Genomic DNA, 16,391 nt, shown 5'->3' with positions numbered 1-16,391 from the left:
GGTACCGATCCGGATCGCCGGTTCGGCGTGGCGTGCGGCGCCGGGCGTCGCGGGCTGCAATGATCATGGCGATCCGGGTGCCTCGAAAAGCCCCCGGACGGCTCAACGCAACACCGTCCGTCGACCCACGAACGGCGGTCGCTACCCTCTGGGCACTCCCCACTTGGCTCAGAGGAAGCGCAGCAGGTGCCATGAGCGACACTTCGAACCTCTCGTTCGACCGGATGCGCGGCATGCTCATGCGGGCGGCCGAGATCCGCGACAGCGAACAGCAGCAGATCTTCGACTCCCTCGACGAGATCCACGCCCGGCTCGCCGCACTGGACGCCATCGGCACCGTGCGCAAGAAGCTCACCGAGATCCCCGATCGGACCGAGCTCAACGTCCTGGCCGAGCGTCTCGACGAGACCGTGACCAAGCTGGACAACCAGGAGGTCATCCTCGGCGCGATCACCCGCGCCATCGAGTCCCTCCCGGACAAGCTGGCCAAGCCGATCGCCCAGCTCGACGGCCGCCTGGACGGCATGGGAGGCCGTCTCGAGGGGGTCTCCGGCCGGATGGACGGGCTGGACGACCGGCTCGGCGGGCTGCACAAGCGCCTCGACGACCTGGACAACCGGCTCGACCGGCACGAGATGCGCCTGGACGCGATGCCCAATGCCGTCTCCTCCCCCATCAAGGAGCGCATCGAGGGCGTCGAGCGGCAGGTCCGCGAGCAGATCGACGCGGCCGTCGGTTCCTTCGAGGAGACCGGTGAGGGGCTGCGCAACCTGCTCGGTGACACCTCGGTCGGTCTGCACCGCAGGCTGGAGGAGCTGGCCCAGCGCCCGGCCGTCGACCCGACCCCCGGTTTCGAGGCGCTGACCGAGCGGCTCGAGGCGCTGTCGGCCCGCCTGGAGGAGGTCGGCAGCAGGCTGGACACCGTCGAGTCCGGTCTGGACGGCAAGCTCAGCGACCTCGACGGTTCGGTGAAGGAGCGCGTCGGCAAGCTCGGCGGCTCCCTCAAGGACCGTATCGGCGAGCTCGACGGGGCGGTCTCGGAGCGGCTCGGTGAGCTCGACGGGTCCGTGCAGAGCCGCATCGGTGAGCTCGCGTCCGGTGTCGAGGAGAAGCTCGACGGTTTCGACACCCGGCTCGAGAAGCTCTCCGGTGATGTCGACGGCCGGTTCGACAGCCTCTCCGAGGGGGTCGACGCCCGCCTGGCGAAGCTGACCGAGAGCGTCGACACCCGGTTCGACAAGCTCTCCGGCGACGTCGACGACCGGCTGTCCGGTCTCGACGCGGTGCTGCGGGACCGGCCGGACACCAGCTCGGTGACCGAGCTGGTGACCCGTGCCAACGCGGACTCGGAGCGGCGCAACGCCAGCCAGCTCGACGAGGCGATGGCGACCTTCGCGGAGCTCATCATGGGGCGGGGCGGGCAGTACGCCCAGCAGACCCCGCCGCCCCCGCCGCGGCCCGCGCAGCGCCGGTCCCGGTCGAAGGTGGCGGTGAAGAGCCAGAACGGCGCCTCGGCCGCCGACCTGGTCTCCGACGACCCGGACGACTGAACCGGGCCCGGGACGGAGGGCCGTCGCGTTCAGCGCAGCGCGACGGCCATCCGGTGCACCGCCTCGCCGATCACGTCCGGGCCGGTCGCCAGGTTCAGCCGCACGTGCCCGGCACCACCGGTCCCGAAGGGTTCACCGGCGTTGAGCGCCACCCGGCCCCGTTCCAGGAACGTCGCCGCGGGATCGGGGCCCAGCCCCAGTTCACGGCAGTCCAGCCAGGCGAGGAAGGTCGCCGGGGCGGGGCGGTAGCGGACCGGTGGCAGGTGCACCGACAGCAGCTCCGCGAGCAGCTCCCGGTTCCGGGCGACCGCGGCGACGAAACGGTCCAGCCACCGCCGGTCGGTCTCCAGCGCGGCGACGTGCGCGTGCACGGCGACGTGGCTGGCCCCCACCTCCAGCATCTCGGCCGGTAGCCGGTCCAGCGGTGCCTCCGGCCCGCCGATCGCGACCGCGGCCTTCAGCCCGGCCAGGTTCCAGCCCTTCGACGCCGACATCAGGCTGAACCCGGTCTCCGCGCCGGGCACGCTCAGCCAGGGCGTGAACGGCGACCCCGGGTCGACCAGCGGTGCGTGGATCTCGTCGGCGACGACGGTGACGTCGGTGCTGCGGGCCAGCCCGGCGACCGTCGCGAGCTCCTCGGCGGTGTGCACGGTCCCGGTCGGGTTGTGCGGTGAGCAGAGCAGGAACGCCCGCACCCGCCGCAGCCGGAACACCCGCTGCAGTGCCTCCGGGTCGAGCCGCCCGTCGGAGGTCAGCGGGGCGGCCACCGGTTCCCATCCGGCGTGCCGGAGGAACGTGAAGAACGGCGGGTACACCGGCGGTGTGACGGCGACGGCGGCGCCTGCCGGGAGCACCGTCCGCAGCACCTCCACGATCCCCTGCATCACATCCGGTACGAGCCGGGCGCGGTCGGTGTCCAGGCCGTCCCAGTCCCAGCGGTCGGCGGCGAACGCGGCGAGCGCGCGGGCGTAGGCGTCGCCCGCCGGGTAGCCGGTGTCGCCCGCCGCGACGACCCGGGTGACCGCCTCGACGACACCCGGCGGTGCCGCGACGTCGGCCTCGGCGACCCACAGCGGGAGCACGTCGGCGTCGTGGGTCCGCCACTTCATGCTGGTGCGGCGGCGCAGCTCGGTCAGCGAGCAGAACTCCAGCGGATCCGGCACGCAGCCGATCCTGACACGGATCCGCTCAGCGCCGGGCGAACCGCCGGAACACCGCGTCCAGCTCGGCGACCTTCAGCAGCCGCATCCCGGCGACGGCCAGCGGCAGCGCGACCAGGGTGCCGCCGAGCAGCAGTGTCCAGGCCTGCCCGACGACCGGCCAGCCGGCGATCGCCGGCTCCACGAGCAGCGTCAGGCCCCACGCGATCGCCGCGGCCGCACCGGACGCGAGCGTCACCTTCGCCAGGCAGCGCAGCACCTCGACGCTGCGGACCCGGCCGAGCCTGCGGCGCAGCAGCCACTGGCCGATCAGCGCGCCGCCGACGAACGACATCGAGTTCGCAGCGGCCAGCCCCAGCACCACCTGGTGCGGGGGCAGCAGCAGCGGGCACAGCAGCAGCAGCGGGATCTTCACCCCGACCATGCCGAGTTGGATCAGCGTCGGCGTCCGCGAGTCGGTCATCGCGTAGAAGACCCGCATCTGCAGCATCGTCACCGCGTAGGGCAGCAGCCCGAACGCCGACCAGGCGACGGTCTCGCCGAGCCGGGCGGCGCCCTCCCCGCTGCCCGCGCCGACCGAGAACAGCGCGGTGCCCAGCGCCGGGCCGAACGCCGTCATGACGGCCGCGATCGGGACCAGCCCGACCGTGGACAGCCGCGCGCCCAGCGACAGGTCCGTCACGACCTGGTCGGTGTCGCCGGCCGCGGCGGCCCGGCTCATCCGCGGCATCAGCGCGGTCAGCAGGGACACCCCGAGCACGCCGTAGGGGACCTGCAGGAGCAGCCAGGCGTTCATGTAGGTGGCGACCGAACCGCCGTCGGCGCCGGCCGCGACCCGGGTGGTGACGATGTAACCGGCCTGCCCGACGAGCACGTAGCCGACGATCCACACCGCCATCCCGCCGGCGAGCGAGAGCCGCGGGTCCCATCCCCACACCGGCCGGTAGGAGAACCCGATCCGCCGCATGAAGGGGATCAGCACCGCCGCCTGCACGACGATGCCCAGCGTCGTGCCCAGGCCCAGTACCAGCAGCTTCGGGTCGCCCATCCGCACCGGATCGGCCGAGATCTCACCCGGCACCAGGGCGTAGACGGCGAGCACGCCGAGCACCACGACGTTGTTGAGCACCGGTGCCCAGGCGAACGGCCCGAACACCTGCTTGGAGTTGAGGATCGCGCCGAGCAGCGCCCCGATGCCGTAGAAGAAGATCTGGGGCAGCAGCAGCCAGGCGAACGCCGTCGCCAGCTCCGGGTTGGCCTCCCCGCCGTCGCCCGAGCCGAGGTAGAGGCGGGTGAGCAGCGGGGCGGCGGCCATCGCGAGCAACGTCGCGATCAGCAGCGCCACGCCGACCACGGTCAGCAGCCTGCGGGTGAACCGCTCCCCGCCGTCGGCGTCCTCGGCCTGGGCGCGCACCAGCACGGGGATCATCACGCTGGTCAGCACGCCGCCGAGGAGCAGCTCGTAGACGATGTTGGGCAGCGTGTTGGAGACCGTGTAGGAGTCGTTGACGACCGCGAACCCGAGCACCGCGACGATCGCGAGGTTGCGCAGGAAGCCGGTCACCCGGCTCACGAGACTGGCGATCGCGATCATCCCGGAGGAACGGACCAGCGAGCCCGTGTTCTCGGTGCCGCCTCCCGAGGAGCCCCCGGCCTCCGGGACCGGCGCGATCGGGGTGGTGGGCGGGCCGTCGTCCGGCGGGCCGGGAGTTCGCCCGACCGGGCGGGTGACCTCCTCCGCGGACTCCGCGGGTGCGCGTCCGGCCCGTCCCGGCATCACCGGACGGGGTATCGGAGCCCGCCGGGGCGGTCGGTCCTCACGCATCGCGCCCATCGTGCCGGATCGGCCGCAGACGGTACGCACGACCCGGTCGTCCCCAGGCGGACGGGGCAGGGCATGATCACCGTCCCGGTGCGTCCGGCCCCGCGGCTCGCGGTCCCCGGCACCACGACGGCGATCACCCGCGCCGGACGTCCAGGATCAGGTCGCGTTCCGGCGGCGGGTCGGCGGTGATCAGCAGGGCGGCCCCGGCGAGCAGCCGCCGGGCGTCGTCGATCCGCTCCGGGGTGTCGGTGTGCAGCTCCAGCAGCGGCGTCCCGGCCCGTACCTCGTCCCCCGGGGCGACGAGCAGGCGCACGCCGGCGCCGGCCTGGACCGGGTCCTCCTTGCGTGCCCGCCCGGCACCGAGCCGCCAGGCGGCGGTCCCCACGGCGAGCGCGTCGGCCCCGGCGAAGATCCCGGACCGGTCCGCGGTGACCGTCTCGACGTGGCCCGCGACCGGCAGCGGCGCCGACGGGGCCCCGCCCTGGGCGGCGATCATCCGCTCCCACACGTCGTACGCGGCACCCGAGGACAGCACCGCGGCCGGGTCCACACCGGTGATCCCGGCGAGCGCGAGCATCTCGGTGGCGAGCGCCACGGTCAGCGCGACCACGTCGGCCGGGCCGCCGCCGCGCAACACCTCGACCGACTCGGCGACCTCCAGCGCGTTGCCCACGCACCGGCCCAGCGGGCGGGACATGTCGGTGAGCAGCGCCGTGGTCGGCAGGCCGTGGGCGGCGCCGATCGCGGTCATCGCGTCGGCGAGCTCAGCGGCCCGGGCGGTGGTCTTCATGAACGCGCCGGAGCCGACCTTGACGTCGAGCACCAGCCCGCCGGTCCCCTCCGCGAGCTTCTTGCTCATGATCGAGCTGGCGATCAGCGGGACCGACTCGACCGTCCCCGTGACGTCGCGCAGCGCGTAGAGCCGCCGGTCCGCGGGGGCGAGGGTGGGTGTCGTCGCACAGATCACCGCACCGACGTCGGCGAGCTGGGCGGCGATCTCGTCGGTGGAGCGCGACGCCCGCCAGCCGGGGATCGCCTCCAGCTTGTCCAGGGTGCCGCCGGTGTGCCCGAGCCCGCGCCCGGACAGCTGCGGGACGGCCGCGCCGCAGGCCGCGACCAGCGGCGCCAGCGGCAGCGTGATCTTGTCCCCGACGCCACCGGTGGAGTGCTTGTCGACCAGCGGCCGCCCGACGTCGCCGAAGTCCAGCACCTCGCCGGAGTCGATCATCGCCTGGGTCCAGTGCGCGGTCTCGGCCGCGTCCATGCCGTTGAGCAGGATCGCCATGGCGAGCGCGGCCATCTGCTCGTCGGCGACCTCACCGCGGGTGTAGGCGGCGACCACCCAGTCGATCTGGTCGCGGCGCAGCTCCCGGCAGTCCCGCTTGGCCGCGATGATCTCCACCGCGGTGAACGCCCGGCCGCTCACCGCGGGCTCCCGGGCAGGTCCGCCGGGCCGAACGCGTCCGGCAGCACCTCGGTGAACGGGCGCACGCCGCGCGGGGTGTCGCACAGCAGCTCCGGCCCGCCGAACTCGTACAACACCTGGCGGCAGCGCCCGCACGGCATCAGCAGCTCACCCGTCCCGGAGCGGCAGGCGACCGCGAGCAGCCGACCGCCGCCGGACAGGCGCAGCTGCCCGGCGAGGGTCACCTCGGCGCAGACACCGAGGCCGTAGGACGCGTTCTCCACGTTGCAGCCGGTCACCACGCGGCCGTCGTCGACCAGCGCCGCGGCGCCGACCCGCAACCCGGAGTAGGGCGCGTACGCCCAGGCCGCCGCGGCGACGGCGGCCGCGCGCAGCGCCTCCCAGTCGGGGACGGGCGGATCGGGTGCCGTCATGTCCGCACCGGCTCCGGACGGTCCGCCGCCTGCCATCTAGCCGCCCTCCCCCCGGCGGTACTCGTCGCCGAGCCGCGCCGGTGGTCGTAGTCGTTGGGACGCCGCGGCGAGCACGATCAGCGTGACCAGCTGCGGCGCGTAGGACGCGAACTCGCTCGGCACCGTGTCGAACGTCCAGTACAGCGCGTAGACGGCCGCTCCGGCGCCGAGCGCGACCGCGGCGGCGGTCCACATCCGGCGGATCGCCCACAGCACCGCGACGACGACGGCGACCAGTGTCGCGCCGTAGAGCAGCGCGTGCACCGCCTCGCCGCCGGCCCGCAGCTGCAGCCCGTCGACGTAGCCGAACAGCGCCGACCCGACCAGCAGCCCGGCGGGCCGCCAGTTGCCGAAGATCATCGCGGCCAGGCCGATGTAACCGCGGCCGCCGACCTGGTTCTCCAGGTAGCCGAGCTGGCCGGGGTTGAGCACCAGCGCCGCACCGCCGAGACCGGCCAGCCCGCCGGAGACCACGACCGCGACGTACTTGTGCGCGATCACGTTCACGCCCAGCGACTCGGCCGCCACCGGGGACTCACCGGAGCTGCGCAGCCGCAGCCCGAACGCGGTCCGCCAGAGGATCCAGTAGCTGACCGGCACCAGCACGAACCCCAGCACGACGATCGGGGTCAGCCCGGTGACCAGCCCGGACAGCAGTCCGGCGAGATCGGAGACGAACACCCGCTGCTGGGCCTCCAGCGCCTGCAGGCCGGGTGACAGGCCGGGCACCGAGAACTGCTCGAAGCCCTCCAGCCGCGGGGACTGGCGCGGGTTCTGCGAGACCGGGGTGAACAGCAACGTCGCCAGGTACTTGGTGAGGCCGGTGCCGAGCAGGGTGATCGCGACACCGGAGACGATGTGGTTGACGTTGAACGTGACGGTCGCGATCGCGTGCACCAGCCCGCCGAGCGCCCCGAACGCCAGGCCGCCCAGCACCGCGGCCCACGGGCCCCACTGGTAACCGACCCACGCGGCACCCCAGGTGCCGAGCACCATCATGCCCTCGAGCCCGATGTTGATGATCCCGGCGCGTTCGGCCCACAACCCGCCGAGCGCGGCGAACAGGATCGGCAGCCCGAGCCGCACGGCGGCCTCGGACGTCCCGGACGAGGCGAGCTGGGTCTGCCCGGTCAGCGTCACGGTGATCGACAGGATCAGCACCAGCCCGGCGGCGATCAGCGCGGACCGGGCCCAGCCGGGCAGCGTGCCGGCACGCTGCAGTACTGCGGTGACGGTCATACCTGCGCCCCCACCGGTTGCTGCGCCACCTCGGCGGCGACCCGGCGTTGCTCGGCGCGCCGCTCGATCCGGCGCACCACCTCGTAGGCGACGACGACCGAGAGCACGATCAGGCCCTGCATGATCAGCACGATCTCCCGGGGTATGCCGACGACGTCGAGGGCCACCGCGGACTTGTCCAGGAACGCCCAGAGCAGCGCCCCCAGGGCGATGCCGACCGGGTGGTTGCGGCCCAGCAGCGCGATCGCGATGCCGGTGAAGCCGTAGCCCTGCGGCGAGCTGAGGGTGTAGGCGTGGTCGCGCCCCAGCAGCTCGGGCAGCCCCACCAGCCCGGCGACCGCACCGGACAGCAGCAAGGCGACCAGGATCGTCCGGCGCGCGTTCACCCCGCCCGCCGCCGCGGCGGTCGTCGACTCGCCGGACGCACGGAGCTCGAAGCCGAAGCGGGTGCGGCCGAGCAGGAACCAGTAGCCGACGCCCAGCACCGCCGCGACGACGACCATCCCGAAGATCGTTCCGTTGCCCACCGGGATGCCGGGGAACCAGCCGGACTCCGGGATCGGCGGCGTGGTGATGTTGTTGCCGCGCAGCTCGCCGAAGGTCTCGGCGCGGATCAGGTAGGCGATCAGGCCGGTCGCGATCGCGTTCAGCATGATCGTCGAGATGACCTCGGAGACACCCCGGTAGGCCTTGAGCAGCGCCGGGATCGCGATCCACGCGGCCCCCGTCAGCATCGCCACCAGCATGATCAGCGCGGTGTGCAGCACCGGCGGCAGGATCACCGTGCCGCCGACGATCGCGGCGACGCAGGCGGCGACCCGGAACTGGCCCTCGACGCCGATGTTGAACAGCCGCATCTGGAAACCGATCGCGACCGCGAGGGCCGCGATGTAGTAGACGGCCGCCGAGTTGACCGTGTCCACCGCGACGGTGCCGGAGCCGAGCTGGGACACGATCGTGGTGAGCGCCGTCCACGGGGACGCACCGCTGACCAGCAGGGCGACCGCGCACAGCAGCGCGGCGACGCCGATCGCCAGCGCCGGTGCGACGACGGCGCCGCCGAGGCGCCTCACGTCCGGGCTCCGGTCATCGTCGTTCCCAGCTCCTCCGGGGTGACGGTCGCCGGATCGGCGGTGCCGACCAGCCGCCCGCCGAGGATGACGGCGAGGGTGTCCGAGAGCCCGATCAGCTCGTCGAGGTCGGCGGAGATCAGCAGCACCGCGAGACCGGCCGCGCGGGCCCGGCGCAGCTCCGCCCAGATACCGGCCTGCGCGCCCACGTCGACACCGCGGGTCGGGTGCGCCGCGATCAGCAGCACCGGGTCGCCGGAGAGCTCCCGTCCGACGACGAGCTTCTGCTGGTTCCCGCCGGACAACGCGGCGGCCGTGACGTCGATGCCGGGCGTGCGGACGTCGAACGCGTCCACGATCCGCTCGGTGTCGGCCCGGGCCGCGGCCCGGTCGATCAGGCCGCGCCGCCCGATCGGCGGGCGGGACTGGAAACCGAGGATCCGGTTCGCCCACAGCGGCTGCTCGCCGAGCAGCGCGTGCCGGGAGCGGTCCTCCGGGATGTAGCCGACGCCGCGCTCGCGGCGGGCCATCGTGGACGTCCCGGACACGTCGACACCGGAGAGCAGCACCCGGCCGCGAGCGTGCGCCCGCATACCCATGATCGTCTCGACCAGCTCGGTCTGACCGTTGCCCTCGACGCCGGCCACGCCCAGCACCTCACCGGCGTGCACGACGAGATCGACGCCGTCGAGCAGGTCCCGGCCACCTGCCGGGTCGGGCAACCCGAGGCCTTCGACGCGCAGCACCTCCCGGTCGGTGACCGTCGAGTCACCGGTCTGCGGTGAGGGCAGCTCGGAGCCGACCATCATCTCGGCCAGCTGCGCGTTCGTGACCGATCCCGGATCGGCGGTGCCGACGGTGCGGCCGCGCCGGATCACGGTGATCCGGTCGGCGATCGCCCGCACCTCGTCGAGCTTGTGCGAGATGAACAGGAAGGTGTAGCCGTCGGCCTGCATGGAGCGGACGGTCGCGAACAGCTCGTCGACCTCCTGCGGCACGAGCACCGCGGTCGGCTCGTCCAGGATCACCGTGCGGGCGCCCCGGTAGAGCACCTTGAGGATCTCGATCCGCTGCCGGTCGGCGACACCGAGGTGCTCGACGAGCTGCTCGGGCCCCGCCGACAGTCCGACGGTGCGGGACAGCTCGGCGATCCGGGCACGGGCCGCCGTGCCCATGCCGTGCCGCCGCTCCGCACCGAGCAGGATGTTCTCGGCGACGGTGAGGTTGTCGGCCAGCATGAAGTGCTGGTGCACCATGCCGATCCCGGCGGCGATCGCGTCCGCCGGGGTCCGGAAGTCCACCGGCTCCCCGCCGACGGCGATCGTGCCCTCGTCGGGTGCCTGCATCCCGTAGAGGATCTTCATCAGGGTCGACTTCCCGGCGCCGTTCTCACCGCAGAGCGCGTGTACCTCGCCGGTGCGCACGGCGAGGTCCACCCGGTCGTTGGCGACGACGCCGGGGAACCGCTTGGTGATCCCGCGCAGTTCGACCGCGTGCAGCTGCTCGGTCACTTGGTGGACTGGACCTCGATCTCACCGGCGATGATCGCGGCCCGGTACGCCTCGAGCTGCGGCACGATGTCGTCCACGAAACCGCCGGAGGTGGAGTAGCCCACGCCGTCGTTGGCGAGGTCGAACCGCTCGGGGAGCGCGTCGACGGTGTTCCCGGCGACCGCGTTGACGTAGTCGAACACCGCCACGTCCACCCGTTTGATCATCGACGTCATGATCACGTCGCGGACGGCGGCCAGCTGCGGCGAGTTGTACTGGTCGGAGTCGACCCCGATCGCCCGCTGCCCGGCGGTCTGCGCGGCGGCGAACACGCCCTGGTTCGACTGGCCCGCGGCGGCGAAGGCGATGTCGGCACCGCCGTCGTACTGCCCGGCGGCGATCTCGGTGCCACGGGTGGCGTCGTTGAACCCGGTGAAGTCGCCGGCCGGGGAGATGTAGGCGGAGTCGATCTGGATGTCCGGTGCGACGGTGGTGGCGCCCTGCTCGTAGCCGGCGTCGAACTTCTGGATCAGCGGGCTGTCCACGCCGCCGACGAAACCGACCCGGCAGGTCTCGGTCTTCAGCGCGGCCGCGACGCCGACCAGGAACGAGCCCTGCTCCTCGGCGAACACCAGCGGGGTGACGTTCGGCAGGTCGACGGTGTCGTCGTCGACGATGGCGAACCGGGTCTCGGGGAACTCGGTGGCGACGGTCCGCACACCGTTGGCGTAGTTGAAGCCGACCGCGATCACCGGGTCGAACCCGCCCTGGGCGAGCTGGCGCAGCCGGGTCGTCCCGGCGTCCTCGCTCTCGCCCGGCTGGGCGGTGGCCTCCCGGGTGTTCTCCCGGACCAGGCCGAGCTCGGCCACGGCGCGGTCCAGACCGGCGGCGGCGGCGTCGTTGAACGACGCGTCGCCGCGCCCGCCGATGTCGTAGGCCAGGCCGACCCGCAGTGCGCTCGCGTCGGCGGGTGCCGCCTCGGGTGCCGGCTGCGCGCTCGCCGCGGGGACCGACGGTGGCGCGACCCGCTCGCACTCACCCTGCGCGGCTCCCCCGCCGCCGGTGTCCCTGGCACAGCCCGACAGGGCGAGTGCCGCGACGGCTCCGACGGCGATCGCGGTCGCGAACCTGCCCCGCCGTCCGATGCGCTGGTTGTTCCGCACGAACGTCCCCCCGTTCCCGCGCCACCGGACGGGCGGCGCACGTTGCGCGGGACGGTACCGCTCACCGCGCCGGACGGCAGGGGTCGCAACAGCGCTGTGACCGGACGGTCGACGGGCGGTCGGGAAGCGGGCGGGCGGTAGTCTCCGCGCGCCCGGAGCGATCTCCCCGGGCCGGTCGTGTCGAGGGAGGCGGTGGCTGTGGATCGAGCCGAACTGACCGTGCAGGCCCCACCGGAGCGGGTGTGGGCCCTGGTCTCCGACATCACCCGGGCCGGCGAGTGGAGCCCGGAGGCCACCGGCGGCCGCTGGCGGGGTGGCGCCACCGGGCCCGCCGTGGGTGCGCGGTTCGTCGGGTTCAACCGTCGCGGCGTGATCCGCTGGGCGACCCACTGCCGGGTCACCGAGTGCGAACCGGGCCACCGGTTCACCTTCGTGGTGTCCGAGTCGAGGACCGCATGGGGCTGGGTGCTCACCCCCGTCGACGACGGCGCGGGCACCCACCTCGTCGCCTGGCGAGAAGGGGTGGGCACCCCCGCTCTGCCGGTCCGGCTGCTCCAGCGCAGCGGGCTGCTGGGCAAGGGCCGGGAGGCCCTGATGCGCGACGGGCTGGCCCGGAGCCTGCAGCGGGTGCGGACGATCGTGGAGGGCACGGACCGGTAGGGCATGCTTCCCGGGTGCCCAGCGCCCCGGGACTGCTCGTGCTGCTGTCGGTCTCGCTGATGCTCGTCGGTGGGGCGGCGGCTCCGGCTGCGGGGATCGCCGCCGCCCGGCAGCCGGTCGCCGGCCCCGCTGCGGCCCCACCGCTCGTCGGCGGCTCCGCCTCGGCCCCGCCGCCGGTCGCCGGTCCCGCCGCGGCCTCGTCGCCGGTGTCCGGGGTCTGCCCGGGCCAGGAGATTCCACCCGGGCCGCCCGCCGCCGAGGAGACGGAGCCGGTGACGCCGCTGGCGGTGCCCGATCCGCCGGTCGGCGGGCTCGCCGGGTGCGCCGACGAGCACGCCGGGCCGGTCCCGCCGCCGCTGGTGGGCACCGCGTCGTACCTGGTCGCCGACCTGGACTCGGGTGCGGTGCTCGCCGCCAGGGCGCCGCACGCCCGGCACCGCCCCGCGTCGACGGTCAAGCTGCTGCTCGCGCTCGTCGTCGACGACATCCTGCCGCCGGACCGGGTCGTCACCGGCACCGTCGAGGACGCGAACATCGAGGGCAGCCGGGCCGGGATCGGCCCCGGGGGCCGCTACACCGTGGAGCAACTGCTGCACGGCCTGCTGCTGGCCTCGGGCAACGACGCCGCGAACGCGCTGTCCCGGGAGCTCGGGGGCACCCCCGCGACACTGGCCGCGATGCGCGACACCGCCCGCGGTCTCGGCGCGCTGGACACCCGGCCCGCCACGCCGTCCGGCCTGGACGGCCCGGGCATGTCCTCGTCGGCCTACGATCTCGCGCTGATCCTGCGCGAGGCGCTGGACCGGCCGCGGATCGCGGCGGTGCTGAGAGCGCCGGGCATCCCGTTCCCCGGGTTCGCCGACCGGCCGGGCTTCGAGCTGGGCAACCGCGACCGCTTGTTCGGCACACCCGGTTTCCTGGGTGGCAAGAACGGGTTCACCGACGCGGCGCGGCACACCTACGTCGGCGCCGTCGAGCGGGACGGGCGCAGGCTGGTGGTGGCGCTGGTGCGCGGTGAGCCGCAACCGATGCGGATGGTCGACCAGGCCCGCGCGCTGCTCGACTGGGGGTTCGGGGTGACCGCGGACGGGATCGGGACACTGGTGGCGGCTGCCCCCGCCGCACCGGAGGGCGCCGGGTCACCGGAGGGCGCCGGGTCACCGGAGGGCGCCGGGCCGTCCGGCGAGCACGGGCCGTCCGGGGGTGCACCCGAAGCCGATTCCGCTGGGGTCGACCCGGCCGCGGCGATCGTCGTCGGAGGGGCGGCGGCCGTGGTCGGCGTGGTCGCGGCGGCGGTGGCAGTGCTGCGGCGCCGGCAGCGGGGCTGAGCCCGGATCCGCCCCGATGGTCCGGTAGGCGTCGTCGCTCCCGTCACCGCTGACCAGCAGGCGTGGCGGTCGGGCACGGGCTTCGGTTGCCCGGCGGAACGAGGTCGGGCCGGACCTCGATCGTCCCGCGGATCGCGGGCGCCACCTCGCTGTGCCCCATATGGATCTCGCTGGACTCGCTTCTAGAGAGCGCGGCCCGCGCTCCGGTAGACTCGAACACATGTTCGATATAGATGGTGCGTTGCTCAGCCCGGAGGCGGTCGCGGCCGATCCGTGCCCGCACGGCATGACCCGCGAGCTGTGCGGGCTGCTGTGCGGGGATGGGGATCCGGTCGCGGTGGTCGATCCGGGGCGGCCGGTGGGTTTCGCGTTGGCGCTGGACTGTCAGCTCGCCGGTGACAGCGCGGAGCTGCTCGGCGATGCCCAGCTGCTGGATGTGGTCGAGGGCGCCGAGCGGTTGGAGCGGTGGGCCTCGGCGTTGCGTACCCGGATGCTGGCGGCGTTCGCCGATCGGCATCCGCCGGGTGGCAGCGCGCCGGCGCCGGGTGCGGATCCGGGTGCGGCGGCGCCGGTGGGGCGGTGGTTGCCCGATGAGGTGGCGCTGACGTTGCGGGTGTCGTTGGAGGAGGCCCGGTGCATGCTGGCGGGTGCGGTGCGGTTCGCGCAGGTACTTCCGGCGACGTTGGCGGAGTGGGAGGCGGGCCGGATCGACGAGCGCAAGGCCGAGGCGATCGCGCACGCCACGAGCGTCCTGACCGATGAGCTGGCTCGCGAGGTCGAGGCACGGGTGTTGCCCGGCGCGGCCACGGCATCCCGCAGGCTGCTGCAGGATCGGCTGCGTCGCGCGGTGGCACGGGTGGATCCGCAGGGGGCGGCGCGGCGGCACGAGCGGGCGAGGGCCGACCGGCGGATGTCGATCAGCCGGTCCGATGACGGGATGGCCTCGTTGTGGTTCTCGGCTGCTGCGGATCAGACCGAGGCGTCGTGGCGATCGGTGGACCGGTTGGCCAGGTCGCTCGGTGCTGATGATCCGCGGACGCTGGATCAGCGGCGGGTCGACCTGGCGCATCAGTTGTTGCAGGGCACAGTGTCGATCACCGATCTCGCGGCGGTCCGGGACGCCGTCTGCCGGGTCCTCGCAGCCGATGCAGGGGCCGCAGGTGGCGGGGGCGGCGCGGCCGGGCCGGCCGGTGCCGGACTGGTCGATCGTGCCGGATCGGTTGACGGTGCGGCCGCCTTCGGGGCTCGCGAGGCCGCCGATACTGCTGCGTCAGCAGGCTCGTCAGCGAGTCTGTCGGCGAGTCTGTCGGCGGAGGTGCTGGCCGAGGTGGTGGCCCAGGTGCTGGCGGCCAGGGCGGATCCGGTGCCGGCGATCGGGCGTAAGCCGCTGGTCCAGGTCGTGGTCTCGCTCGACACGCTGCTCGGCGGTGACCGTCCGGGCGAGCTGGTCGGGCACGGGCCGGTCCCGGCGACGACGGCGCGGGCGTTGGCCGCGGGTGGGGTGTGGAAGAGGTTGGTGGTCGATCCGCTCTCGGGGGAGGTGCGTGATCGTGGGCGCAGTACCTACGTTCCGCCCGAGGAGATGGCCGATCTGGTGCGGGCGCGTGACGGTGTGTGCCGGGGGCCGTTGTGCAGCAGGCCGATCCGCGATCTGGATCATCTCGTTCCGTGGGCTGAGGGGGGCACCACCGATGTCGCGAACCTGCACGGCCTGTGCGTGCACCATCACAAGCTCAAGGACGCACCGGGCTGGCAGGTCCTTGCCGGGGTGGACGGTGCGCTGACCTGGATCAGCCCGTGCGGGCGGCGGGAGACCACCCGGCCGCACGACTACCGACCCCACCTCGGGTGCCCGGACGCACCTCCACCCTCCGGCAACTCGGCGGCTGCGACCACGGATCGAGGCGACGACGACGCCCCGCCGTTCTGACCGGCCGGGGAGGGAGATGGCTCCGGGCTCAGCGGCGGCGGCGGCCGAGTGCCCGCACTCCGAGCGCACCGCCGATCAGCCCGGCGGCGACCAGGCCGGCCGAGGCGAGCGGACCGGGGCCCTCCCGCACCACGTAGTGCGGGCGGATCACGGCCGGGCCGGGGATGTCCCGCGGCCCCTGGTCGTTCTCCTCGGCGCTCGCGGCCCAGGCCGTCACGAACAGCAGGAACCGGGAGGTGAAGAAGATGAAGATCAGCAGACCGAGGATGGAGCCGAACGCCGCCCCGGCCGGCGACTGGCCGATCGTGCCCAGGTACACGACCATCACCCGCTGCAGGATCGCGAACCCGACGGCGCCGATCAGCGCCGCCTTCGCCGCGCTGGCGAAGGTGACCGGCTCGCGGGGCAGCCGGGCGATCACCCAGAGGAACACCAGCCAGTTGCCGAGCAGGCCGACCAGGAACCCGACGACGTTCAGCAGCACGATCGCCCAGCCCACCTCACCGAGCCCGACCAGTCCGAGCAGGGTGCGGCCGAGCGAACCGGTGACCGAGGCGATCGCGAACGACAGCACCAGCGCGAGGCCGAGGCCGACCAGTGCCAGCAGGTCGAACGCCAACCGCTTGATCATCGGCGGGGCCTCGTCGCGCTGCCCCCACTGCTCGGTGAGCGCCTCGCGCAGGTTGCTCATCCAGCCGATCCCGGAGTAGAGCGCGCCGATCAGACCGATCAGCCCGATGGCCCCCGCCCGGTTGATGGCCGTGTCGACCACGCCGTCGAGGGTCTGCCCGAGGTCACCGGGCACCGCCGAGGTGATGCCCTCACGCAGCTGGTCGACCAGGTCGGGATTGCCCCGCAGCACGAACCCCGCGACGGCGAACGCGACCATCAGCAGCGGCACCAACGCCAGGATCGAGAAGTAGGTGATCGCCGCGGCGTAGTGGTCGCCGTGGTTCTCGGTGTAGCGCCCCCCGGCCCGGACCAGGTGGTCGAGCCAGGGGTACTTCTCGCGCTGACGCTCGAGGAAGGTCGGACCCTCCTCCTCGTCGTCGTCGAACCGGTGCGCCGTCGTCGTCGGACGGTTGTCGGCCATCGTTC

Annotated in this window: 13 protein-coding genes; 4 read left to right on the top strand and 9 right to left on the bottom strand. The window is 73.6% G+C overall.

Going from position 1 to position 16,391, the window contains the following annotated elements; translation table 11 throughout:
- Positions 1-191 precede the first annotated feature (191 nt).
- Positions 192-1,550: a PA containing protein gene (locus AB0J24_RS03660; protein ID WP_358674879.1), complete on the top strand. Its 1,359-nt coding sequence runs from the start codon at positions 192-194 to the stop codon at positions 1,548-1,550.
- Positions 1,551-1,579: 29 nt separating this feature from the next.
- Here AB0J24_RS03660 and AB0J24_RS03655 read toward each other — a convergent pair whose 3' ends face one another.
- The 8 genes from AB0J24_RS03655 to AB0J24_RS03620 form a co-directional block, all read right to left on the bottom strand.
- Positions 1,580-2,713 (bottom strand): aminotransferase class I/II-fold pyridoxal phosphate-dependent enzyme, encoded by a 1,134-nt coding sequence (locus AB0J24_RS03655; RefSeq protein WP_358674876.1) that lies wholly within the window; start codon positions 2,711-2,713, stop codon positions 1,580-1,582.
- Positions 2,714-2,738: 25 nt separating this feature from the next.
- Positions 2,739-4,487, bottom strand: coding sequence for a murein biosynthesis integral membrane protein MurJ (murJ, locus tag AB0J24_RS03650; RefSeq protein WP_358674873.1), 1,749 nt, complete (start codon positions 4,485-4,487; stop codon positions 2,739-2,741).
- Between the two features lie 181 nt (positions 4,488-4,668).
- A complete protein-coding gene (locus AB0J24_RS03645) occupies positions 4,669-5,961 on the bottom strand; it encodes a thymidine phosphorylase (RefSeq protein WP_358674871.1) in 1,293 nt (430 codons plus the stop codon).
- A complete protein-coding gene (locus tag AB0J24_RS03640; RefSeq protein WP_358674868.1) occupies positions 5,958-6,374 on the bottom strand; it encodes a cytidine deaminase in 417 nt (138 codons plus the stop codon). Before AB0J24_RS03640 ends, AB0J24_RS03645 begins: the two co-directional genes overlap by 4 nt.
- 36 nt (positions 6,375-6,410) lie before the next feature.
- Positions 6,411-7,652, bottom strand: coding sequence for an ABC transporter permease (locus AB0J24_RS03635; RefSeq protein ID WP_358674865.1), 1,242 nt, complete (start codon positions 7,650-7,652; stop codon positions 6,411-6,413).
- The gene (locus AB0J24_RS03630) at positions 7,649-8,725 is read right to left on the bottom strand and encodes an ABC transporter permease (RefSeq protein WP_358674862.1); all 1,077 of its coding nucleotides are present in this window, start codon (positions 8,723-8,725) and stop codon (positions 7,649-7,651) included. The genes AB0J24_RS03635 and AB0J24_RS03630 overlap by 4 nt, the downstream gene beginning before the upstream one ends.
- Entirely contained in the window at positions 8,722-10,233 is a 1,512-nt protein-coding gene (locus AB0J24_RS03625; protein WP_358674859.1) for an ABC transporter ATP-binding protein, read from the bottom strand. The genes AB0J24_RS03630 and AB0J24_RS03625 overlap by 4 nt, the downstream gene beginning before the upstream one ends.
- Positions 10,230-11,375: a BMP family ABC transporter substrate-binding protein gene (locus AB0J24_RS03620; protein WP_358674856.1), complete on the bottom strand. Its 1,146-nt coding sequence runs from the start codon at positions 11,373-11,375 to the stop codon at positions 10,230-10,232. The genes AB0J24_RS03625 and AB0J24_RS03620 overlap by 4 nt, the downstream gene beginning before the upstream one ends.
- Positions 11,376-11,567: 192 nt before the next feature.
- On the opposite strand from AB0J24_RS03620, the gene AB0J24_RS03615 reads away from it, so the two are divergent.
- The 3 genes from AB0J24_RS03615 to AB0J24_RS03605 all read left to right on the top strand — a co-directional run bounded on the left by AB0J24_RS03615 (position 11,568) and on the right by AB0J24_RS03605 (position 15,293).
- Positions 11,568-12,035: an SRPBCC family protein gene (locus AB0J24_RS03615; RefSeq protein ID WP_358674853.1), complete on the top strand. Its 468-nt coding sequence runs from the start codon at positions 11,568-11,570 to the stop codon at positions 12,033-12,035.
- 14 nt (positions 12,036-12,049) lie between these two features.
- Complete coding sequence (locus tag AB0J24_RS03610) at positions 12,050-13,363, top strand: serine hydrolase (RefSeq protein ID WP_358674850.1); 1,314 nt, start codon at positions 12,050-12,052, stop codon at positions 13,361-13,363.
- 220 nt (positions 13,364-13,583) lie between these two features.
- Positions 13,584-15,293: a DUF222 domain-containing protein gene (locus AB0J24_RS03605; protein WP_358674847.1), complete on the top strand. Its 1,710-nt coding sequence runs from the start codon at positions 13,584-13,586 to the stop codon at positions 15,291-15,293.
- Positions 15,294-15,321: 28 nt separating this feature from the next.
- Here the strand turns inward: AB0J24_RS03605 and yhjD are convergent, their stop codons facing one another.
- On the bottom strand, positions 15,322-16,386 hold the full coding sequence (gene yhjD / locus AB0J24_RS03600) for an inner membrane protein YhjD (RefSeq protein WP_358674844.1): 1,065 nt from the start codon (positions 16,384-16,386) through the stop codon (positions 15,322-15,324).
- Positions 16,387-16,391 lie beyond the last annotated feature (5 nt).

Origin of the sequence: Pseudonocardia sp. NPDC049635 (assembly GCF_040659795.1) — a bacterium.
GTDB lineage: Bacteria > Actinomycetota > Actinomycetes > Mycobacteriales > Pseudonocardiaceae > Pseudonocardia.
Note: the sequence above shows the minus strand (reverse complement) of the source record. Positions and strands in the feature narration are given on the sequence as shown.